Below are 21,057 nucleotides of genomic sequence, written 5' to 3' on the forward strand. Positions count from 1 at the left end.
GCCCGCGGCCGTTCCATCGCCCCCTGCGTGGCGGCTCCGCCACCCAGGGGGCGACCGCTCACCCCCGGGAGGGCTCCCGGTCCGGCCGCGGCTCCGGCACCAGCCGCGGGACGAGCCGGACGTAGACGACCATGCCGAGCACCTCCACCAGCGTCTGGGCGACCACGACGGAGGCGGCGAGCGCGAGCGAGTCCGGGAGCGCGAGGGCCAGCGGCAGGACCACCAGCGAGTTGCGGGTCCCACCGGTGAAGACGACCGCACGCGCCGCACCCGTACCGAGGCGGAACAGCCGGGCGACGGCCCGGCCCGCGAAGGCCATCACCAGCAGGAACAGCACGTAGAAGGGGACCACGGCGGCGACGTCGCCGAGCCCGGAGCCGAGCTTCGGCACCTGGGAGGCCACCACGGTCAGCAGGGTCGCGGCCATCAGCGGCACCATCGTGGTCGTCGCGGCGCCGGAGACCCGCCGCCCCGCCGGGCGCCGGGCCGCCCACGCCTGGAGCAGCCAGGCCAGGGCGAGCGGGGTGACGATCAGTGTGAGGAAGGCCTCGACGAACGGGCCCGGCTCGACGGCGTCGGCCAGCTCCGGTCCCATGAACAGGTAGAGGAAGAGCGGCAGCAGCAGCATCTGCGCCACCAGCAGGAGCGGGGTCGCGGCGAGCAGGCGGCGACTCGAACCGCCGGCCAGGCCGGAGAAGACGATCACGTAGTCCACGCAGGGGCAGAGCAGCACCAGCAACACCCCGACGCGCACGGCCTGTTCGTCCGGCAGGAAGGCGAACATCGCGGCCACGACGAGCGGGACGACGACGAAGTCGACCGTCAGCGCGGCGGACAGGAAGCGGGTGTCGCGCAGCGAGCGCAGCAGTTCGGCGGCGGGGACCTGGAGGAAGGTGACGAACAGCAGGGCGCCGAGCACCGGGTTGATCACGTGCTCCAGACCCGGCCCCGCACCAGGGGCAAGCCACGCCAGAAGTCCGCCAGCCGCCATCGCGGCGAGGTAGATCACCACCTGGTGGTGTTCCATCCGCTCGACGAGGCCCGGACCCGGACCCGGACCGGGCGCCGGACCCGGTGCCGGTCCTGCGCCCGGACCGGCACCGCCGCCCTGCGGCTCCCGCGGTTCCCGCTGTGACACCTCGACTGCTCCTCGCGCCCGCACCGGGCCGCCCGGGCGGCGGCCCCGCCACCCATCCTCGCAGCCCGGACGGGCCGCCCCGGCCCAGGACGGCCGAGGAGCCGGGGCGGTCAGGAGACGACGACCGTGACCTTCCAGCGGGCGACGAACGGCGGGCAGACGGTGCGCGGGTCCGGCACGCAGCGGCCGACGGCGGTGATGTCGCTCGTGCCCGCCGACGAGGCGGTGAAGGTGGCGTGGGAGTCGCCGTTCGGATCGGCGCCGGCGGCGGTCTGCGCGAGCACGGCGGCCGTGGCGGCGGCGGGCGCGTACCAGTGCCAGGTCACCGTGTGGTCCCGCAGGGCGGCGAGGTCGACCTGCACGGTGTCGCCGACGGAGGCGTGCACGGTGGTGCCGCCGGCCGCGTCGGTGACGTGCACGGTGGCGAGGGGCACGGCGGCCGGGGGCACGGCGGCCGGGGCCGCCGTGGCGGCGGGCGCGAGGCCGAGGGCCAGGGCCAGCGCGGCGGCGGGGGCGGCGAGCAGTCTCAGCGCGGTCATCGGTTCTCCCGGGGCTCAGTGGGGGTCGGGCGCTCGGAACCTCCCGTCTACCGGCCCCAACCGCCCCGGGCAATGCCCCCGGCCCCGACCGCTCCCGAGCTGCGCCGAACGCACGGTCCGCACGACCGCCGTTCGCCGTAGTCCGTCCGCTCGACAGGTCCCGCCACCTCCCCGCAGCCCGGTCGCCCGCCACGGGGGCCGGTGCCCGTCAGTCGCTCTCGGGGCAGGACGCCTTGCGCCGCTTGTCGAACTCCTTGGCGGTGAGCAGCTTGTAGTCCCAGTCCCAGCCGCCGGCCGCCCACGTGCCGGCGGGAAGGCTCCGCAGGACGTCCCCGGGGACGGTGACCGCCAGCGGGCGTTCGCGGACGACCTCCACGGTGTAGCGGCGGTCGGCGAGGATCTCGCCCGGCGGCTGGCCGTTCGCCGTCCACCCGGGCGGCAGGCCGCCGAGGTCGACCGTCTCCAGCGCCTCCTGGGCGGACCGGCCCTCGCGGGGGTGCACCTCCAGCTTCTGCGAACCGGGGAAGACCTTCACCCGCACGGCGCGCAGCCGCTCGTCGTGGCACAGGCCGGTGCGGACGACCAGCCGCCCGGCCTCCAGGCGCACGGCGATCAGCTGCTCCGGCCGCGGCCCGGGCTCGCCGCAGCCGGCCGCCGTCAGCGCCACGGTCACCATCGCCATGACACCGGCCACCACCGCGCCCCGCCACCGTGCCACCACGGCCCCCTCCCGACTGCCTGTTGCCGCCTACGAGCATGCCAAGTCGGACAACGCGGGAGCGGACCGGGGGGTTCACGAGGGCATCGACCCCACACCGGAACGCGCACGGGAAGTCGGCCCGGCCGACTTCCCGTGCCGGCGTGACACGTCCGGGTGAACAGCGCGCGGGATGCCGGGCGTCCCCGGGAGGCGGCCCGGGCCGGAATGTCGGCTACGGTCTGCTGAACCGGTCGAACCGGCGCGCCCGTGGAGCGGTTCGGGTGCGCACCCCGGCCGGCCGTGGTCCGTTCCACCCGAAATGGAGACCGATGTCCGAGATAGTCGCCGACGAACCACGCGGGAAGCAGGAACCGCCGGCCCCGGCCGGGGCCGACCCGACGGTGCTCGCCCTGGCCGGGGTGACGGCGGTGTCGACCGCGCTGCTGGTCCGGTTCCTGCTGCTGAAGTACGAGTCGGCGGACTGGTACTACTTCCTCGGCCCGTGGTACCGGTACATCTCGGACAACGGCGGCTTCGGCGCGCTCGGGGACACCGCCTTCTCGGACTACAACGTCCCCTACCTCTACTTCATGGCCGCGCTCACCTACCTGCCGGTCCCGGGGCTGACGGGCATCAAGTACGTCTCGGTCGTCTTCGACCTGATCCTCGCCGCCTACACCTACCGGATCGTCGCGCTGCGGTGGCGGCACCGGCCCTGGCGGCCCTTCGCCGCGGCGGTGATCGTGCTGTTCCTGCCGACCGTCGTCACCAACAGCGGCTGGTGGGGCCAGGCGGACGGGGTGTTCACGGCCTTCCTGGTCGGCGGCGTCTACTACGTCCTGCGCGAGCGGCCCTGGTGGGCCTGCTCGTTCTTCGGGGTGGCGCTCGCCTTCAAGCTCCAGGCGGTCTTCCTGTTCCCGCTGCTGCTCGTCCTCCTGCTGACCCGCCGAATACCGTGGCGGAGCCTGCTCGCCGTCCCGGCCGTCTACCTGTTGCTCGACGTCCCCGCCTTCCTGCTCGGGTCCGACCCGTGGAAGCTGCTGACGGTGTACACCCGGCAGACCGGCGTCTACCAGGACCTGACGCTCCTGGCGCCGTCGGTGTACCAGTTCGTCTCGGTGCCGGCCGGTGAGGAGGCACCGGTGCGACGGGCCGGTGTGGTGGTCGCGGGCGTCCTGGTGCTGGCGCTGGTCGCGCTCGCGGTCCGGTCCGGCCGGCGCGCGGGCACGGCGGAAGGCACCGGCACGGCGGCGGCCTCGGACCCGGCGGCGGTGCCCGGGCGGGGGACGGCCGGGCGGCGGACGGCCGGGCGGGGGACGGCCGGGCGGGCGGCGTTCACCGGCACGCAGATCCTGCTGCTCGCCGCCCTCTTCTCGATCGCGGTGCCGTTCCTGCTGCCGTCCATGCACGAGCGCTACTTCTACCTCGCGGACATCCTCAGCGTGATCGTCGCCTTCCAGCTGCCCCGGCAGCTCTGGTACGTGCCGGTGCTGGTCCAGCTCTCGTCCTTCGGCAGCTACCTCAAGTTCATCGCGCCCGACGTCGCGCCCTACCTGTCGATGCCCGCCCACGGCGTGCTGATGCTGCTGGCGCTGATGGCCGTACTGCGGGCCACCGTCCAGGAGTTCCGGGCGGGCGAGCGGCCGGCGGCCGGCCCCCTCGCCGGTCCGGGGACGGCCGGGCTCGTCGGCCCCCGGACCGGATCACGGGCCCCGGTACCGTCGCCCTCCCCCGCCCCGTCCCCTTCGCCGTCCCCGTCTTCGCCGTCCGCGTCGCCGGACGGGCTGCGGACGGACGCCGCCCGGACAGACGCCGCCGAGCGGCCCTGAACGGGTTACGCCGTCGCGGCCAGCACGGGTGCCGCGACGGCGGCGGCGAGCCGGGCGAGGGCGGCGGCGGCCGCGGCGTCCCCGCCCGGCGAGAAGACGTGCAGGACGAGGCCCGTCCCGCCGGGGCCGGCCGGCACGAGCAGGGCCTCGAAGTCCAGGGTGAGGGTGCCCGTCAGCGCGTGGTGGAGGCGCTTGCGGCCGGCCCGGCACATCACCACCTCGCCGGACTCCCAGATCCCGCGGAACTCCGCGCTCGCGCGGGACAGCTCGGTGATCAGCGCCGTCAGCTCCGCGTCGTCCGGCCGGGTGCCGGACGCCACCCGGAGCTGGCCGACCGCCTCGGCCGCGCGGTCCGCCCAGTCCGGGTGGGCCGCGCGGGCGGCCGGGTCCAGGAAGAGGAAACGGGCCTGGTTGCGGTCCCGGCGGGCCGGATCCCCGGCCCCGCCGAGGAGTTCGGCGCCCAGCGGGTTCCAGGCGACCACGTCGAGCCGGTGGTCGGTGACGAACGCGGGCAGGCCGGCGCCCAGCGCCGTCAGCATGCTGTGCAGCACCGGAGTCACCCGCGGCGTGGGCAGCGGCGTCCGGCGGGCGCAGGCGAGGTTGACCAGGTGGTGACGCTCGGCCTCGTCCAGGCCCAGGGTGCGGGCCAGCGCGTCCAGCACCTCCGCGGACGGCTGGGTGGAGCGGCCCTGCTCCAGGCGGACGTAGTAGTCGACGCTGATGCCGGCCAACTGGGCCAGCTCCTCCCGGCGCAGACCCCGCACCCGGCGCCGTCCGCCGACCGTCAGCCCGACCAGCTCGGGGGAGATCCGGCCGCGGCGGGCACGCAGGAACTCGCCCAGGGCGTGCCGGGGATCGACGGAACGGGCGGGCTCGGCGGGGCCGGGGGCGGAGGTGGAGTCCATGCGGTCCAGTATGGGTGGCCCCCGCAGTACCAGGACCGGGAGTCCTCCGGAATCACAGGGACCTGGTTGCGGCGGGCGGCGCGGGCGAGGGTGGGGCCATGAGCAACCACGCCCCGCAGCAGCAGTCCGACCGTCTCCCCTCCGCCCTCCGCACGGAGTCCGAGCACCTCGCGGAGTCCGGCCACCGCGCGGAGTCCGAGCGGCCCAGGCGCGTCCTGATCGTCACCGCCCACCCCGAGCCGCGGTCGCTCACCGCCGCGCTCGCGGACTTCGCCGTCGAGCGGCTGCGCTCCGCCGGGCACGAGGTGCGGGTCTCCGACCTGTACGCCATGAAGTGGCAGGCCGCCATCGGCACCGACGACTTCCCCGACCATCCGGCCGACACCCGGCTGAACGTGCTGGAGGCCCAGGGCGCGGCCACCGGCGCGGGGCGGCTCGCGGCCGAGCTGGCGGCCGAGCAGGAGAAGCTGCGCTGGGCGGACGCCGTGGTGTTCCAGTTCCCGCTGTGGTGGTTCTCGGTGCCCGCGATCCTCAAGGGGTGGATCGACCGGGTGCTCACCTACGGGTTCGCGCACGGCCCCGGCGTCGAGTTGCCGTACGGTGACGGCGCGCTGGGCGGCCGGCGCGGACTGCTGGCGGTGAGCGTCGGCGCGCGCGAGTCCTCGTTCTCCGACCGGGGCGTCCACGGGCCGCTGGCGGACGTGCTGTTCCCGCTGCAGCACGGCGTGCTCTGGTTCACCGGCCTGGCTCCGCTCGAACCGTTCGCCGCGTACGGGACGGTGGCGCTGCCGGAGGAGGGGTTCGCGGCCGTCGCGGAGGCGTACGGGCGTCGGCTGGACGGGCTGTTCACCGAGGAGCCGGTGCCGTTCCGGCGGCTGGACGGCGGCGACTACGAGCGCGACATGCGGCTGAAGGAGGGCCTGGGGCGACCGGGCGGGCGCGGCCTGGAGCTGCACACCCGCTGAGTGGACCGGGCCGGCCGCAGGGGACGGACGGGTCCGCCGGCCCCGGGCGGGCCGGACGCGGGAAAACCCGTTGCCGACCGGACCGGGAATCAGCACAGTTGCGCGCGTGACCGTCGTGACCGTCGTGACCACCGCCTCCGGCGCCCCTGCCGCCCGGCCGGACCGCGCCGGTGCCCCTACGGAGGCCTGATGTCCTTCCCCCTCGACACCCCGCCCCTGGAAGGCCGGCTCGTCCGGCTGGAGCCGCTCACCCACGCGCACGCCGCCGGCCTCGCCGCGGCCGCCGAGGAGGAACGCCGCGCGTACGACTACACCGTGGTGCCGCGCGCCGAGGAGGTCACCGGTTACATCGACGCCCGCCTCGCCCACGCCGGGGCCGGACTCCTGGCACCGTACGCCCAGGTGGACCGTGCCACCGGGCGGGCCGTCGGGGTCACCTCGTTCCTGGACCCGCGCCCCTGGCCGTCCGGCACCGGCCTGTACGCGGTGGAGATCGGCGGGACGTGGCTCGCCGCGTCCGCCCAGGGCACCGGGGTCAACAGCGAGGCCAAGTACCTGCTGTTCCGGCACGCCTTCGAGCACTGGAACGTCGTCCGCGTCGACCTCAGGACCGACGCGCGCAACGAGCGCTCGCGCGCCGCGCTGGCCGCCGTGGGCGCCACCTTCGAGGGCGTGCTGCGGAACTGGTCGCCGTCCTGGGCCCCCGGCGAGGACGGGCGGCTGCGCGACTCCGCGATGTTCTCCGTCACGCCGCAGGAGTGGCCGGCGACGAAGGAGCACCTGGAGCGGCGGATCGCTCAGAAGTGGGCGAGGTCCAGGGCCGTGCTCAGCGAGGCGTAGCCGAGGCAGAGCAGCAGCCAGACCCCGAGGGCCGCGGCGACGGCGGCGGCGATCCGGCCGGGACCGCGCCGCCGCTCCTTCGGCCGGAAGAGCTGCCACACGCCCAGCGCGACCACCAGCACCGCCGCGACGGCCAGCGCCAGGGCGAGCAACGGGTCCTGTCGGTAGGCGAGTTGGGCGAGGACGAAGACCCCGGCCAGGGAGCCGGTGGTCAGCACGCCGAACAGCACGGTGCTCGCCGCCTCGCCCAGCAGGTCGAGCAGGAAGTCGCCGATCGCGCGCAGACAGCCCTGCGGCGGCTCCGCCACGGGCGTCGGGTCCCCGGGGAGGTGGCCCGGTCCGGATTCGCCGGGGTCCGGTCCGCCGAAGCTCTCGTCGGTCATCGCGCCCGCGCTCCCGTCGGCCTCGCATCGCGTCGCACAGCGCCCCCTCGCGTTGTCGGCGCAGGCTAACACGGGGCCGGGCGGCGGACGTTGGCCGGGAGGGCGCGGGCACGGGACACGGGGCCGCAGGGCACGGCACCGGCGCGGGTGCGCCCGCCCTGCCCGGCCGTCAGGTCTCCTGTTCGCCGCCGCCGGCACCCGGGCGGTCGTCGAGCAGGGCCTGGCCGAGCGGGGTCAGGGCGTGGCGGACGCCGGACCCCGCGCGCTCGGTGGTCAGCAGGCCGGCCGCGCGCAGCACGGTGGTGTGGTGGCTGGCGGTGGCGGCGGAGGTGCCGGTACGGCGGGCGATCTCGGCGGTGCCCGCCGGGTCGGCCGCCGCCCGCAGCGTGCGGGCGCGGGTCGCCCCGAGCAGTGCGACCAGCGCACCGGCCTGGTCCTCCGCGGCGGCCGAGGCCCAGACGGTCCGGTAGGTGACGAGGTCGCGGGCCAGCGGGTAGTGCACCACCACCGGGTGCTCCGGGCCCCGGTTGTCGGTCATCACCATCGGCTCGGGCCAGAAGAAGGTGGGCACGAGCACGATGCCGGTGCCCCGCAGGCACAGGTCGGCGTCGACCGGGCAGGGCACCGAGAGCACCGGCGACTCCCAGCGGATGTCGGGGTGCAGCGAGCCGAGCAGGCCGTCCAGCCCGGAGTCGGCCACGGTCAGCGCCCGGCCGGTGCGCTCCAGGTGGGCGGCGGCCAGCAGTTGCGACCAGTACGGGGCGACCGCGAAGGCGTGGTACTCGCGCAGCCGGCGGTCGACGAGGCCCCGCCACTCGCGGTCGCCGCCGTGCAGTTCGCGGACCCACCGGGGCGCCTTCGGCCGCAGGTACTCCAGCACCCGCAGGTCGGTCGCCCACCGGCGACGGGGCTGCGACCAGGTGTGGTCCAGGCTGTCCGCCAGGCTGTCGGTGGCGGCGTGCAGGAACGCCTCCGGGGCCTCCGCCGCGCCGGCCGGGGACGCCAGGTCGAACAGCATCCCCAGCTCCGGCCGCAGGCGTCTGCGCGTCCTGCTGCGCCAGCCCTCCAGGGCCGCTCCTCCCACGTCTCTCGCCCGGACCAGTGACAGGCTCAGGACCGTCTCGGTGAGCGGGTCGGGCGACCGCGCGATCCGGACCCTGGTCAGGTCGTCGTGGGTGAAGTGGATACGCAGCAATCCCGGCCCTTCCGTCGGCGTCCCGGCGGGGTGCGGCAGCCTCCGGCCTCGTTCCCCACCGACCTCTCCGGCCCCCCGGGGGCCTCACGCCCACCGTAGGCGTGCCGGTCGGGCGCGACGGCCGCGTTGCCCGGCTCTGACCGGTTCGTGGCACGGCGGCGACATTGCCGCGCCCGAATTCGACGGAGCCCGAAGGGCCTTGGCACGGACCGGGCCGGGTCGCGAGGATGACGGCCGGCCCGCTCTCCGCCGACCACCGCGGCGCCCCCGGCACCTCCGTGCCCCGGGGTTCCGGGGCACGGGGCGCGGGGCGCAGGCGTGGGGGGACCGCCGTCAGACGGCCGTGCCGGGGGCGACGGTGGAGCCCGCCTCCAGGCCCAGGGTGCGTTCCGCCTTGGCGACGGCGGCCCGGTAGTAGAGCGAGGCGAGTTCGGAGGAGTCGGATTCGCGCTGGAAGAAGCCGTAGGCGAGGCCGACGTCACCGAGGCGTTCGACGCCCAGGTAGCCGTTGAGCCGGACGCCGCTCAGGGTGCCGTCGATCCGGACGGCGGGGGCGCCCTCGCGGTCGCCCAGCGCGATCGGGGTGACGGAGAAGGCCACGGCCCCGCCGAAGTCGTCGGTGAACGTGATGCTGCGGCAGTCGGTGAACGCCGCGCCGATGGTGGTGAGGTCGGCGGTCAGCCGTTCGGGCTCCTCGGCGGTGAGCGACTCGGTGATCATCGGATTGCCGTCGGTGCCCTCGAACTCGATCTCCTGGTGCGGGTTCCCGGAGCCGGAGCGGTCGTCGGCGGCGGTGCCGTTCAGCAGGGCGCGCAGGGCGTCGCAGCCGACCGCCGGGGTGGCGTCCGACGGCCCGGCCGAGGACCCGGCCGAGGAGTCGGGCGGGGACTCCTCGCTCGGGGGGATCTCCGCGTACTGGGGGCCGAGTTCGGTGGCGGTCAGCAGGGCGGCCCGGAGCTGTCCGTCGGTGGGCAGCCGGACGGCTTCCGCGGTGAGCGCCGGCGCGCCGGCCGGCGGCGCCGCGCCGGCCGCGAGCTGGGTGGTGCCGAGGGCCAGCACCGTGGTGACGGCCGCCGCGGTCAGGGCGAGGAGAGGCCTCGGGAGAGACATGGGGGCCCCCGGTCGATGAGGTCGGGCAGGGACAGGCGTCCAGTGTCCCATCGGGGCTGGAAGCCCGCCCGCCCGGCGGGTGGAACCGCAGGTCAGGGGGGTTCCGGCGGGCTCGGGCCGGGGGCTCGGGCGGGCTCAGGCCGGGGGCTCGGGCGGCGGCGCGGGCAGGGTCTCCAGGGTCTCCTCCAGCCACTGCACCCAGAAGGCCTCCAGGCCGATCCCGGCGCGCAGCACGGCGTGCTGGAGCGGATCGCCCCGGTCCTCCTCCCCCGGCGCGAAGTCCCGCCGCTCGATGGTCCGGTAGGAGGCCAGGCTCTCCCGGTGCAGGGCGAGTTGACGGCGCAGCTCACCGTCCAGGCCGGCCGTGCCGACCACCGCGGCGGCGCGCAGCCGCAGCAGCAGCGGGTCCCGGATCGGGCGGGGGTCGTCCGCGGCGGCCGTCCAGCGCGCCAGTTCGGCCCGGCCGGCGGGCAGCACCTCGTACTCCTTCTTCTGCCCGCGCACCGGGCCGGTCCGCTGCAGCGCGCGGATCAGCCCGGTGGCCTCCAGCCGGCTCAGCTCGCGGTAGATCTGCTGATGGGTGGCCGACCAGAAGAAGCCGATCGACTTGTCGAACCGCCGGGTCAGCTCCAGCCCGGAGGACGGCTTCTCCAGCAGGGCGGTGAGGATGGCGTGCGGCAGCGACATGGGTCGATCCTAGGGGCCGCCACCGACCGGCCGGGGGCCTCGGGGCCCGACGGCTCCGGGGCCGACACCGTCGGGGCCGCCGGGGCCGCCGGGCGCGCGCTGCGCCGGGGTCAGAGGGCGGCGGCCGGGGTCAGAGGGCGGCGGCCGGGGTCAGAGGGCGGCGGCCAGTTCGGTGCCCTGCTTGATGGCGCGCTTGGCGTCGAGCTCGGCCGCCTCGTCGGCCCCGCCGATGAGGTGCGCGGTGACGCCGAGGGCGCGCAGCGCGGTGTCGAGGTCGCGGCGGGGCTCCTGGCCGGTGCACAGCACCACGGTGTCGACGGGCAGCAGTTGCGGCTCGCCGTCCAGGGTGAAGTGCAGGCCGGCGTCGTCGATCCGGTCGTAGCGCGCCCCGGCGACCATGGTGACGCCGCGGTGCCTGAGTTCGGTGCGGTGGATCCAGCCGGTGGTCTTGCCGAGCCCGGCGCCGACCTTGGTCTCCTTGCGCTGCAGCAGGTGGACCCGGCGCGGCGGCGCGGGCCGCTCGGGGCGGGCGAGGCCGCCGCGCTCGCGGTACTCCTCGTCGATGCCCCAGTGCCGGCGGTGCACGGCCGGATCGAGGCTCGCGGCGTCGCCGGCGTCGGTGAGGTACTCGGCGACGTCGAAGCCGATGCCGCCCGCGCCGAGGACGGCCACCCGCTCCCCGACGGCCGCGCCGTCGCGCAGGACGTCGAGGTAGCCGAGCACGCTGGGGTGGTCGACGCCGGGCAGGTCGGCGGGGCCGGGGGTGCGCGGGGCGACGCCGGTGGCGAGCACGATCTCGTCGAAGCCCTCGGCGGCGATCCCCGCCGCGTCCACCAGGGTGCCGAGCCGCAGCTCGACGCCCAGGGCGTCGAGGCGGTGGCGGTAGTAGCGCAGGGTCTCGGCGAACTCCTCCTTGCCGGGGATCCGGCGGGCGATGTCGAGCTGGCCGCCGATGGTGCCGGCGGCGTCGAACAGGGTGATCCGGTGGCCGCGCTCGGCGGCGGTGACGGCGAAGGCGAGGCCGGCCGGTCCGGCGCCGACGACGCCGATCCGCTTGGCGAGCCGGGTCGGGGCGAGCACGAGCTCGGTCTCGTGGCAGGCCCGCGGGTTGACCAGGCAGGAGGTGACCCGCCCGCTGAAGGTGTGGTCGAGGCAGGCCTGGTTGCAGCCGATGCAGGTGTTGACGGCCTCGGGGCGGCCCTCGGCGGCCTTGGCCACGAAGTCGGGGTCGGCGAGCAGCGGCCGGGCCAGCGAGACCAGGTCGGCGTACCCGTCGGCGAGCAGCTGCTCGGCCAGCTCGGGGGTGTTGATGCGGTTGGTGGTGACCAGCGGCACGGAGACCGAGCCCATCACCCGCTTGGTCACCCAGGCGTAGGCGCCGCGCGGCACCGAGGTGGCGATGGTGGGGATCCGCGCCTCGTGCCAGCCGATGCCGGTGTTGATGATGGTCGCACCGGCCTCCTCGACGGCCTTGGCGAGCCGGATCACCTCGTCCAGGGTGGAGCCGCCGGGGACGAGGTCGAGCATGGAGAGGCGGTAGACCAGGATGAAGTCCGGGCCGACCCGCTCGCGGACCCGGCGGACGATCTCGACCGGGAAGCGCATCCGGTTCTCGTACGGGCCGCCCCACTCGTCGTCGCGGTGGTTGGTGGCGGCGGCGATGAACTCGTTGATCAGGTAGCCCTCCGAGCCCATGATCTCGACGCCGTCGTAGCCGGCCCGCCGGGCCAGTTCGGCGCAGCGGGCGAAGTCGTCGATGGTCGCCTCGACCTCGTCGGCGGTGAGCGCGCGGGGCGGGAAGGGGCTGATCGGGGCCTGCACGGCGCTGGGGGCGACCAGGCCGGGGTGGTAGGCGTAGCGGCCGAAGTGCAGGATCTGCAGGGCTATCCGGCCGCCGGCGGCGTGCACGGCGTCGGCGACGACGCGGTGCCCGTCGGCCTCCTCCTCGGTGGTGAGCTTGGCACCGCCGTCCCAGGGGCGGCCGGCCTCGTTGGGGGCGATGCCGCCGGTGACGATGAGGCCGACGCCACCGCGGGCGCGTTCGGCGTAGAAGGCGGCCATCCGCTCGGAGCCGCCGGGGAGCTCCTCCAGGCCGACGTGCATGGAGCCCATGACCACGCGGTTGGGGAGGGTGGTGAAGCCGAGGTCGAGCGGGCGCAGCAGGTGCGGGTAGGGCGGGGTCGGGGTGCTGGCGGTCGGCGTCATCGCGGCGTCTCCTGGGCAGGGCCGGGGCGGTTGGTTACTCCACGGTAGGCGAGACGGTCCCCTTTGTGCAACGAGTTGCATAAGTGATCCGGGGAACACCGTCCCGGCGGCGGCGCGGACACCCGGGGGCTTCGCCTGACGGATCATCAGCACGCGTCGTATCGTCGGAGGACCGAACGGCATCAGGACGTACGGGCCCGGGGCGGCCCGGCAGCTGGAGGGGGACGGACGTGCGGGGTGGATCGGTCGCCGTGGTCGGCGGCAGCATCGCGGGGTGCGCTTTCGCGCGGGCGGCCGCCCGGGGCGGCGCCGAGCGGGTCACCGTGCTGGAGCGCAGTCCGGGGCGGCTGGAGGACCGCGGGGTGGGCCTGTGCATCCTGCTGGACCGCTACGACGAGCTGGTGCGGGCCGGCCACCTGGACGACGGCATCCGCCACCACCCGGTCACCAGCCGGCACTGGGTCGCCAGGGGCGAGGACGGCGACCCGCGCGGGCGGGTGCTCTGGGTGCAGCCGATGGCGATGCACGCCTTCCACTGGGGCGTGCTCTGGCAGGGCCTGCGCGAACGCACCCCGGACAGCGTGGAGTTCCGCGCCGGGACGGCCGTCGGCGCCGTCGGCGGGACCGACCCCGCCGCGCCCGCCTGGCTGGAGACGGCCGACGGCGGACGCGAGACCCACGACCTGGTGGTGGGCGCCGACGGCCACCGGTCGGTGGTGCGGGCCGCCGTCTGCCCGCGGGCCCGCTCCGAGTACGCCGGGTACGTCGCCTGGCGCGGCAGCTTCGACGCCCGGCTGCTCGACCGGCTCCCGGGCGGCGCGGCCCGCTGGCCCGGCGAGGAGGTGATCACCGTCTGCTACCCCGGCGGCCAGGTCGTGCTCTACCGGGTGCCCGGGCTCACCCCCGGCACGACGCTGGTGAACTGGGTGTTCTACGCCCCGGCACCCACCTGGCTGCGGCGTGCCGACGAGGAGTCCGACCCGCTCGGCTTCCCGGTCGGCGCGCTCGACGACGCCCACCACGACGAGCTCGCGGAGCTCGCCGAACGCGCCCTTCCGCCGTACTGGGCGGGCGTGGTCAACCTGACCCCGGTCGAACGGATCCTGCTCCAGCCGATCCACGACCTGGAGACCCCGCGCCGCACCGCCGGCCGGCTGCTGCTCGCCGGCGACGCGGCGACCCTGGTCCGCCCGCACACCACCAGCGGCGCGGCCAAGGCGCTCCAGGACGCCTGCGCCTTCGAGGACGCCTGGCGGGCGGCGGACGACTGGGCGGACCTGCTGCCCGGCTACGACCGCGAGCGCGGCGAGGCCGGGCGCGCCCTGGTGGACCTCAGCCGCCGGCTCGGGCGGGCGCAGGTCAGCGAGGCACCGGACTGGTCGGCCATCGACGGGCCGGGAATGGCCGAGTGGTGGCGCCGGCAGCTGGGCGCCACGGGCGGGTTCGGCGGGCTGGCGCTCGACCGCCCGCCGGCCGCGCCGAGGGGCTGACCGACGGGCCGGGCGGGCGGACCCGGCGGGTCCGCCGCGGCGTACCGCGGTCGGCCACCGGACGGCGACCCGCTCAGTCGGCCGTCCGGTGGCCCGTTCTGCGGCCCCCGGTCAGACGTTGACGCCGTAGTCGGTGGCGATGCCGCGCAGGCCGGAGGCGTAGCCCTGGCCGATCGCGCGGAACTTCCACTCGGTGCCGTTGCGGTACAGCTCGCCGAAGACCATCGCCGTCTCGGTGGAGGCGTCCTCGGTGAGGTCGTAGCGCGCCAGCTCCTGGCCGTTGGCCTGGTTGACGATCCGGATGAACGCGTTGCGGACCTGGCCGAAACTCTGGAAACGGGCGTCCGCGTCGTAGATCGACACCGGGAAGACGACCTTGGCGACGTCCAGCGGGACACCGGCCAGGTCGACCTTGATCTGCTCGTCGTCGCCGTCGCCGCCACCGGTGAGGTTGTCACCGCTGTGCTCGACCGAACCGTCGGGGCTGCGCAGGTTGTTGAAGAAGACGAAGTGCTGGTCCGAGACCACCTTGCCGCGCGCGTCGCAGAGCAGCGCGCTCGCGTCCAGGTCGTAGTCGGCACCGGTGGTGGTGCGCACGTCCCAGCCGAGTCCGACGATGACGGCCGTCAGGCCCGGCGCCTCCTTCGTCAGCGAGACGTTGCCGCCCTTGGCCAGCGAAACTCCCACGATTGCCCTCCTCGGTTGCTCTCCCTGTCGACGAATCTACAGCACTGTAGAGATCACGAGAATCCGTCGGCCGCCACATCCGGGGCCGCGCGGGCGGATCCGGACAACAGCCCGGCGACATGGTCGGGCAGCAGTCGGGCCCGCCGGGCCAGCAGCTCGACGAAGGCCGCCGTCAGCGGATCCGGCCTGGTCCGGGTGTACGCCGCCAGGGGCCGCCGCACCGGCGGCCCGGGGTGGCGAACCAGCCCGTCGAAGCCCGGCGGCACGATGTTCGCGGGCACCAGCGCCGGCCCCAGACCGGCCGCCGCGAGCAGCGGGGCCGCCGCCGTCTGCTCGGTGCGCACCGCCGCCCGGGGCCGGAACCCGGCCGCCGCGCAGGCCGCGTCCAGCAGGTCGGCCAGACCGTTGCCCGGCGCGTAGTGCACCCAGTCGCGGTCGGCCAGGGCCGCCAGCGGGACCCGCGCCCCCTCCGCCCACGCGTCGTCCCCGGCCGGCAGCGCCAGCACGAACTCCTCCACCCCCAGCTCCCGGATCGGCCCCTCCCAGTCCGCCGGGGGCGTCCCCACCGCGACGTCGGCCTGCCCCGCCGCCATCGCGGCCCGCAGTTCGTCGGCGTGCGCGAACTCCCGCAGCCGGATCCGCACCCCCGGGTGCGCGGCCCGCCACTCCCGCAGCACCGGCGGCAGGATGCCGAGGCTGACCGAGTACACCGTCGCCAGCTCCAGCTCCCCGGCCGCCAGTCCGGCCGCCTGCCGGGCGGCCGACCGCAGCCGCTCGGCGTCCGCCAGCGCCGCCCGGGCGTGCGGCAGCACCGCCCGCCCCATCGGGGTCGGCCGGACCGCGCGGGGCAGCCGCTCCAGCAGCGGGCCGCCGACCGCCTTCTCCAGCGCCCTCACCTGGTGCGACAGCGCCGGCTGGGTGACGTGCAGCAGCTCGGCGGCACGGGTGAAGGAACCGGTGTCGACCACGGTCACCAGGTACTCGAACTGCCGGAGGGTAGTCATGCACGGAGTTTATGGCTCCGGGAGAAAACATGTCTTGGACGCATCACCGCTGGTCGGCGCAGGATTCCGGCATGACCTCCGAGACCTCCGCGCCGCTCGCCGGCGCCCACCGGCACCCCGCCCGGCCGCACTCCGCCCAGCCCGACCCTGCCCAGCCGCACCCTGCCCAGCCGCTCCCCGAGCGGCCGGACGGCGCCCGGCCGCTCGCCGCCCGCCGCGTCGTCGTGGTCGGCGCCGGCTCCCGCACCGGCCGCGCCCTCGCCCTCGCCGCCTCCGCCGCCGGGGCCGACCTCGTCCTCGCCGGACCCGATCCGCGCAAGCTGGAGTGGACCGCCGGCGAGCTGCCCGGCCCCGCCCGGGTCGTCCCCGTCGACCTCGCCGACGAGGCGTCCGTCGCCGCCCTCGCCACCGCCACCGGCCGCTTCGACCACCTCGTCTCCACCGCCGCGATGCCCGCGAACGGCCCGCTCGCCGAGCTCGAACTCGCCGACGTCCACCGCGCGTTCGCCGCCAAGGTCTACGGCCCGCTGCTGCTCGCCAAGCACCTCGCGCCGCAGGCCGCCGCCGACGGCCCGGACGGCGCCTCGTTCACCTTCTTCTCCGGTGTCGCCGCCTGGCGCCCGGCCCCCGCCCGCACCGTGATGGCCACCACCAACGGCGCGCTCGCCTTCCTCGTCCGGGCGCTCGCCGTCGAGATCGCCCCGGTCCGGGTCAACGCCGTCTCCCCCGGCATCGTCGACACCGGCGCCTGGGACGGCATGGGCACCGACAAGGCCGCCTTCCTGCGCTCCGTCGCCGAACGCAACCCCGCCCGCCGCACCGGCACCACCGAGGACCTCGTCCGGGCCGTCCACTTCGCCATGACCAGCCCCTTCGTGACCGGCACCGTCCTGCACGTGGACGGCGGCGGGCGCCTGGCCTGAGCGCCGGCGGCACCGGCGGCGGGGCGGCGCGACCGGTCGGCCCCCGCCCGTCCGCCACCCCGCCGCCGGGGCTGCGCGCCGTAGAATGACGGGGATTCGGGGGGCACGTCGGGAGGTCCTCATGCGCCAGCGGCACAGCTTCCACCTCGACCGGGGCGGGCACTCCGTCACGGTGAACGTCCGGGCCGGCTGGATCACCGAGACCGAGCTGCTGGTGGACGGCAAGGAAGTGGCCTTCCACCGGGTGCACGGGCACGGCGTGTACCCGCTGCTGCTCGCCGCCCAGCTCCCCGGGGAGCCGCCCCGGCCGGTGGCCGTCCGGCTGGAGCGGACCGGCGACCCCGAGCGGCCGCTCGCCTGCAGCCTGGAGCTGGACGGGGCCGTGCACCCGGTGCCGGAGCACACGGAGCACTGAGGCGGGCCGCGCGGGAGCGGGCCGGCCGCGCTGCGGGCCCGCCCGCGTCGAGGCCCGCCCGGGCTTCGGCCCGGTCCGGTGTCAGCCCCGCCCGGCCACGGTCTCCGCGATCGCCTCGACGGCCGGCCGGGCCCGCTCCGCGTCCGCCGGCACCAGGCCGATCCTGGTGCGCCGGTGCAGCACGTCCTCGACGTCCAGCGCCCCCTCGTGGGTGAGCGCGTACGCGATCTCGGCGCGGCTGACGTCGATCCCCTCGGCGACCGGCGCCCCGTAACCGGCGCCCAGCCGCTCCTGCCCCGCCGCCAGCACCTCGCGGGCCGCGCCGCCGTGCCGGGCGAGCAGCGAGGCCGCCACCTCGCCCTCCGGCGCCGGGCGGCTGTCGCGGTGCCCGGGCGCCCCGACCAGCGGCAGGCGGGCCGTCCAGCAGGCGCGGGCGGGCAGACCGCGCAGCCGGACGGCGGTGTCCACGGCGTCCTCGGCCATCCGGCGGTAGGTGGTGAGCTTGCCGCCGACCACGGTGATCACGCCGTCCGGCGACTCCAGGACGGCGTGCCGCCGGGAGAGGTCGGCGGTGGCGCCGTCGCCGGTGTCGATCAGCGGACGCAGCCCGGCGTGGGCGCCGCGCACGTCGTCCCTGGTCAGCACGGACTCCAGGGCGGCGTTGACGGTGTCGAGGAGGAAGTCCAGCTCCCGCTCGGTGGGCTGCGGCTCGTCCGGGACGGGGCCGGGCGCGTCCTCGTCGGTCAGGCCGATCGCCACCCGGCCGAGCTGCTGGGGCAGGGCGAAGACGAAGCGGCCGGTGGAGCCGGGGACCGGCACGGTGAGCGCGGCGGTGGGCCGGCCGAGCGCGGCCGCGTCCACCACCAGGTGGGTGCCGCGGCTGGGCCGCAGCCGGACCGACGGGTCCACCTCGCCCGCCCAGACCCCGGTGGCGTTGACGACGGCGCGGGCATGGAGGAGAAACGATTCTCCGGTCCGGGTGTCGGTCAGCCGGGCGCCCGTCCCGGTGACCTCCCCGGCGCGCACCCCGGTCAGCACCGACACCCCGTACTGCGCCGCCGTCCTGGCGAGCGCCACCACCAGCCGCGCGTCGTCCACGAGCTGGCCGTCGTGCGCGACCAGCCCGCCCGACAGACCGTCACCCCGCAGACCCGGCACCAGCTCACGGGCCCGCGCGGCGCCCACCCGCCGCACCCGCGGCAGCAGACGCCCGGGCGTCCCGGCACTCAGCCGCAGCGCGTCGCCCGCGAGGAACCCGGCCCGGACCAGCGAGGCCTGCCCCGGCCGCATCAGCCCGTCCAGCAGCGGCACCAGCTGGGGCAGCGGCCGGACCAGGTGCGGGGCGGTGCGGGTCATCAGCACCCCGCGCTCGACCGCGCTCTCCCGGGCCACGCCCACCCGCCCCGAGGCGAGGTAGCGCAGACCGCCGTGCACCAGCTTGGAGCTCCACCGGCTGGTGCCGAAGGCGAGGTCGCGCGCCTCGACCAGGGCCACGCAGAGCCCGCGCGCCGCGGCGTCCAGCGCGATGCCCGCGCCGGTCACCCCGCCGCCGATCACCAGCAGCTCGACCAGCGGCCGGGCCGCGAGCAGGCCGAGTTCGAGCTCGCGGCGCCGGGCGGTGAGTCGGGTGGTCCCGGCGAAGGGCCCGGCGGTGGTGGTCATCTGCGGTCTCCGTGTCTACGACGGTCGGGGAGGGGGCTGCGGCGCGAGGTAGCCGTCCAGGGCGCGGGCGAGTTCGCGCCGCCAGGCCGCCTCGGGCAGCAAGGTTGCCACCATTCGGTGCGACTGGACGGTGGACTGGGCGATCAGGAGCACCATCGCGGCGAGTTCGACCGGCTCGCCGGCCCGGATCGAACCGTGCCGCTGCCCCTGGACGACGCCGGCCCGCAGCGCCTCCAGCAGTCCGCGCTGGCTGGCACCGAGGCGCTCCACCACGTACTCGAAGAGCGTGTCGGAGTCGGCCGAGCGCAGCAGCGCGCCCAGCACCGGGTGGTCGCGCAGCGCGACGGCCACCTCGACCACCCCCTCGACGAAGGCGCCGCGGTCCGTGCCGCTCAGCCTCACGGCGTCCCGGGTGGCCCCGATCTCGCGGGTGAGCAGCGCGCCGATCACCGCGCGCACGTCCGGCCAGCGCCGGTAGACGGTCGGCCGGCTGACCCCGGCGCGGCGGGCGATCTCGGCCAGCTGGGTGCGGCGCACGCCGAGTTGGACGATCAGCTCGGCGGCGGCGTCGAGGATCGCGTCATCGGTGCCGCGGGGCTCCGGCCGCGGCTCGCGTTCATCGTTACTACTTGACATGATGTGTAAAACTGTAACGCATGACCCCCGAGAAGCAAGCGGCACCGGCCGGCGCGGCCACCCTCCCGCTCCCCCCGATGAAGTGGGACGCCTGGGGCGACCCGGCGCTCGCCCGGGAGCTGTCCGCCGACATCAGGGGACTGCTCGCCGCCGCCCTCGGCGTCACCGGCGACGCCGCCCCCGGGCCCGCCGCCGCGGAGGTCGTCCTGCGCCCCTGCGCCCTCACCCCCGACGACCTGGCCGCGCTCGCCGCCGTCGTCGGCGAGGCCCACCTCGGCACCTCCGACGCCGACCGGCTCCCCCGGGCCGGCGGCAAATCCACCCCGGACCTGCTGCGCCGCCGCTCCCGCGACCCGCAGGACGCGCCCGACGCGGTCGTGCTGCCCGGCGGCGAGGAGGAGATCGCCGCCCTGCTCGCGCTCTGCGCCGAACGCCGGATCGCCGTCGTGCCGTTCGGCGGCGGCACGAGCGTCGTCGGCGGACTGGAGCCGCTGCGCGGGGAGTTCGCCGCCGTCGTCTCCCTCGACCTGCGCCGCCTCGACGGCCTGCTCGGCCTCGACCCGACCTCCGGCGAGGCCGTGCTCGGCGCCGGCCTCACCGGCCCGGCCGCGGAGGCCCTGCTCGCCGAGCACGGCCTCGAACTCGGCCACTACCCGCAGAGCTTCCGCTACGCCACCGTCGGCGGCTTCGCGGCCACCCGCTCCTCCGGACAGAACTCGGCCGGGCACGGCCGGTTCGACGAGATGGTGCGCGGCCTGCGCGTCGTCACCCCGGCGGGCGTGCTCGACCTCGGCCGGGGCCCCGCCTCCGCCGCCGGGCCCGACCTGCGCGCGCTGTTCCTGGGCTCGGAGGGCACCCTCGGCGTGATCACCGCCGTCCGGGTACGCGTCCACCCCCTGCCGGCCGCCAGGGCCCACGAGGCCTGGTCGTTCCCGGACTTCGCCACCGGCGCGCAGGCACTGCGCGCCGTCGAGCAGCAGGGCACCGGCCCGACCGTCATCCGGCTCTCCGACGAGGCCGAGACCATGGTCAACCTCGCCATGACCGAGCGGATCGGCGGCGAACCCGCGGCCGGCGGCTGCCTGGCCGTCACCGTCTTCGAGGGCACCGCCGACCAGGTCGCCGCCCGTCACCGGCTCACCCGTGACGCACTGCTCGCGGCCGGCGCCACCTCCCTCGGCGAGGCACCCGCCCTCGCCTGGGAGCACGGCCGCTTCGACGCGCCCTACCTGCGCGACGCGCTGCTCGACGCGGGCGCGCTCTGCGAGACGCTGGAGACCGCCACCGACTGGCGGCGCCTGCCCGGCCTGCGGTCCGCCGTCACCGCCGCGCTGACCGCGGCCCTCCCCGGCGCCCTCGTGCTCTGCCACATCTCGCACGTGTACCCGACCGGCGCCTCGCTCTACTTCACCGTCGTCGGCGCCCTCGGCGAGGACCCGCTGGAGCGGTGGGCCGCCGCCAAGCGCGCCGCCGGGGACGCCATCGCCGCGGCCGGCGCCACCATCACCCACCACCACGCCGTCGGCACCGACCACCGCCCCTGGATGGCCGAGGAGATCGGCGAGGTGGGCGTGCGCGTCCTGCGGGCCGTCAAGGCCGAGCTGGACCCGGCGGGCATCCTCAACCCGGGCAAGCTGATCCCGTGAGCGGACGGAGAACCATCGCGCGCGTCGTTCTCCTCACCAACCCCGCGGCGGCGGCCGGCCGCGCCGGACCGGCCGCCCGCCGCGCCGCCGCCCGGCTG

The 21,057-nt window shown here is 76.2% G+C and carries 20 protein-coding genes; 7 read left to right on the top strand and 13 right to left on the bottom strand.

Annotated elements, in window-relative coordinates; genetic code table 11:
* Positions 1-58 precede the first annotated feature (58 nt).
* The 3 genes from ACFCX4_RS20295 to ACFCX4_RS20305 form a co-directional block, all read right to left on the bottom strand.
* Entirely contained in the window at positions 59-1,027 is a 969-nt protein-coding gene (locus tag ACFCX4_RS20295; RefSeq protein WP_376144317.1) for a bile acid:sodium symporter, read from the bottom strand.
* A 221-nt stretch (positions 1,028-1,248) separates the two neighbouring features.
* Positions 1,249-1,677: a hypothetical protein gene (locus tag ACFCX4_RS20300; RefSeq protein ID WP_376144319.1), complete on the bottom strand. Its 429-nt coding sequence runs from the start codon at positions 1,675-1,677 to the stop codon at positions 1,249-1,251.
* Positions 1,678-1,885: 208 nt separating this feature from the next.
* Positions 1,886-2,398 (bottom strand): hypothetical protein, encoded by a 513-nt coding sequence (locus tag ACFCX4_RS20305; RefSeq protein ID WP_376144321.1) that lies wholly within the window; start codon positions 2,396-2,398, stop codon positions 1,886-1,888.
* A gap of 308 nt (positions 2,399-2,706) precedes the next feature.
* On the opposite strand from ACFCX4_RS20305, the gene ACFCX4_RS20310 reads away from it, so the two are divergent.
* A complete protein-coding gene (locus ACFCX4_RS20310) occupies positions 2,707-4,206 on the top strand; it encodes a glycosyltransferase 87 family protein (protein ID WP_376144322.1) in 1,500 nt (499 codons plus the stop codon).
* Between the two features lie 5 nt (positions 4,207-4,211).
* Here ACFCX4_RS20310 and ACFCX4_RS20315 read toward each other — a convergent pair whose 3' ends face one another.
* A complete protein-coding gene (locus ACFCX4_RS20315; RefSeq protein WP_376144324.1) occupies positions 4,212-5,111 on the bottom strand; it encodes a helix-turn-helix transcriptional regulator in 900 nt (299 codons plus the stop codon).
* 98 nt (positions 5,112-5,209) lie between these two features.
* Between ACFCX4_RS20315 and ACFCX4_RS20320 the strand changes: the two genes are divergently transcribed.
* Complete coding sequence (locus ACFCX4_RS20320; RefSeq protein ID WP_376144326.1) at positions 5,210-6,076, top strand: NAD(P)H-dependent oxidoreductase; 867 nt, start codon at positions 5,210-5,212, stop codon at positions 6,074-6,076.
* 189 nt (positions 6,077-6,265) lie between these two features.
* Complete coding sequence (locus ACFCX4_RS20325) at positions 6,266-6,916, top strand: GNAT family N-acetyltransferase (protein ID WP_376144329.1); 651 nt, start codon at positions 6,266-6,268, stop codon at positions 6,914-6,916.
* Here ACFCX4_RS20325 and ACFCX4_RS20330 read toward each other — a convergent pair.
* From ACFCX4_RS20330 to ACFCX4_RS20350, 5 genes are all read right to left on the bottom strand, one after another.
* The gene (locus ACFCX4_RS20330; protein WP_376144331.1) at positions 6,874-7,299 is read right to left on the bottom strand and encodes a hypothetical protein; all 426 of its coding nucleotides are present in this window, start codon (positions 7,297-7,299) and stop codon (positions 6,874-6,876) included. The genes ACFCX4_RS20325 and ACFCX4_RS20330 overlap by 43 nt on opposite strands.
* A gap of 169 nt (positions 7,300-7,468) precedes the next feature.
* On the bottom strand, positions 7,469-8,494 hold the full coding sequence (locus ACFCX4_RS20335; RefSeq protein ID WP_376144333.1) for an ArsR/SmtB family transcription factor: 1,026 nt from the start codon (positions 8,492-8,494) through the stop codon (positions 7,469-7,471).
* Between the two features lie 333 nt (positions 8,495-8,827).
* Positions 8,828-9,604 (bottom strand): hypothetical protein, encoded by a 777-nt coding sequence (locus ACFCX4_RS20340; RefSeq protein WP_376144335.1) that lies wholly within the window; start codon positions 9,602-9,604, stop codon positions 8,828-8,830.
* A 135-nt stretch (positions 9,605-9,739) separates the two neighbouring features.
* Positions 9,740-10,291 (bottom strand): PadR family transcriptional regulator, encoded by a 552-nt coding sequence (locus ACFCX4_RS20345; protein ID WP_376144337.1) that lies wholly within the window; start codon positions 10,289-10,291, stop codon positions 9,740-9,742.
* Positions 10,292-10,441: 150 nt separating this feature from the next.
* The gene (locus ACFCX4_RS20350) at positions 10,442-12,496 is read right to left on the bottom strand and encodes an FAD-dependent oxidoreductase (RefSeq protein ID WP_376144339.1); all 2,055 of its coding nucleotides are present in this window, start codon (positions 12,494-12,496) and stop codon (positions 10,442-10,444) included.
* Between the two features lie 230 nt (positions 12,497-12,726).
* Between ACFCX4_RS20350 and ACFCX4_RS20355 the strand changes: the two genes are divergently transcribed.
* Entirely contained in the window at positions 12,727-13,986 is a 1,260-nt protein-coding gene (locus ACFCX4_RS20355) for a monooxygenase (RefSeq protein ID WP_376144341.1), read from the top strand.
* A 111-nt stretch (positions 13,987-14,097) separates the two neighbouring features.
* On the opposite strand, the gene ACFCX4_RS20360 is transcribed toward ACFCX4_RS20355, so the two are convergent.
* Together ACFCX4_RS20360 and ACFCX4_RS20365 are read right to left on the bottom strand one after the other, a co-directional pair.
* Positions 14,098-14,673: a TerD family protein gene (locus ACFCX4_RS20360; RefSeq protein ID WP_376144343.1), complete on the bottom strand. Its 576-nt coding sequence runs from the start codon at positions 14,671-14,673 to the stop codon at positions 14,098-14,100.
* Positions 14,674-14,726: 53 nt separating this feature from the next.
* Positions 14,727-15,677, bottom strand: coding sequence for a LysR substrate-binding domain-containing protein (locus tag ACFCX4_RS20365; protein ID WP_376144345.1), 951 nt, complete (start codon positions 15,675-15,677; stop codon positions 14,727-14,729).
* Between the two features lie 71 nt (positions 15,678-15,748).
* On the opposite strand from ACFCX4_RS20365, the gene ACFCX4_RS20370 reads away from it, so the two are divergent.
* Both ACFCX4_RS20370 and ACFCX4_RS20375 read left to right on the top strand, forming a co-directional pair.
* Positions 15,749-16,600 (top strand): SDR family oxidoreductase, encoded by an 852-nt coding sequence (locus ACFCX4_RS20370; RefSeq protein ID WP_376144347.1) that lies wholly within the window; start codon positions 15,749-15,751, stop codon positions 16,598-16,600.
* A gap of 121 nt (positions 16,601-16,721) precedes the next feature.
* Positions 16,722-17,015: a hypothetical protein gene (locus tag ACFCX4_RS20375; RefSeq protein WP_376144349.1), complete on the top strand. Its 294-nt coding sequence runs from the start codon at positions 16,722-16,724 to the stop codon at positions 17,013-17,015.
* Between the two features lie 81 nt (positions 17,016-17,096).
* On the opposite strand, the gene ACFCX4_RS20380 is transcribed toward ACFCX4_RS20375, so the two are convergent.
* Both ACFCX4_RS20380 and ACFCX4_RS20385 read right to left on the bottom strand, forming a co-directional pair.
* On the bottom strand, positions 17,097-18,677 hold the full coding sequence (locus ACFCX4_RS20380; protein WP_376144351.1) for a glycerol-3-phosphate dehydrogenase/oxidase: 1,581 nt from the start codon (positions 18,675-18,677) through the stop codon (positions 17,097-17,099).
* 15 nt (positions 18,678-18,692) lie between these two features.
* Positions 18,693-19,313 carry a TetR/AcrR family transcriptional regulator gene (locus ACFCX4_RS20385; RefSeq protein ID WP_376144352.1) on the bottom strand — a complete coding sequence of 207 codons (621 nt, stop codon included), beginning with the start codon at positions 19,311-19,313 and terminating at the stop codon, positions 18,693-18,695.
* A 20-nt stretch (positions 19,314-19,333) separates the two neighbouring features.
* Between ACFCX4_RS20385 and ACFCX4_RS20390 the strand changes: the two genes are divergently transcribed.
* A complete protein-coding gene (locus ACFCX4_RS20390) occupies positions 19,334-20,959 on the top strand; it encodes an FAD-binding oxidoreductase (RefSeq protein WP_376144354.1) in 1,626 nt (541 codons plus the stop codon).
* Positions 20,960-21,057 lie beyond the last annotated feature (98 nt).

Origin of the sequence: Kitasatospora sp. NPDC056327 (genome assembly GCF_042261735.1) — a bacterium.
Classification (GTDB): Bacteria; Actinomycetota; Actinomycetes; order Streptomycetales; family Streptomycetaceae; genus Kitasatospora.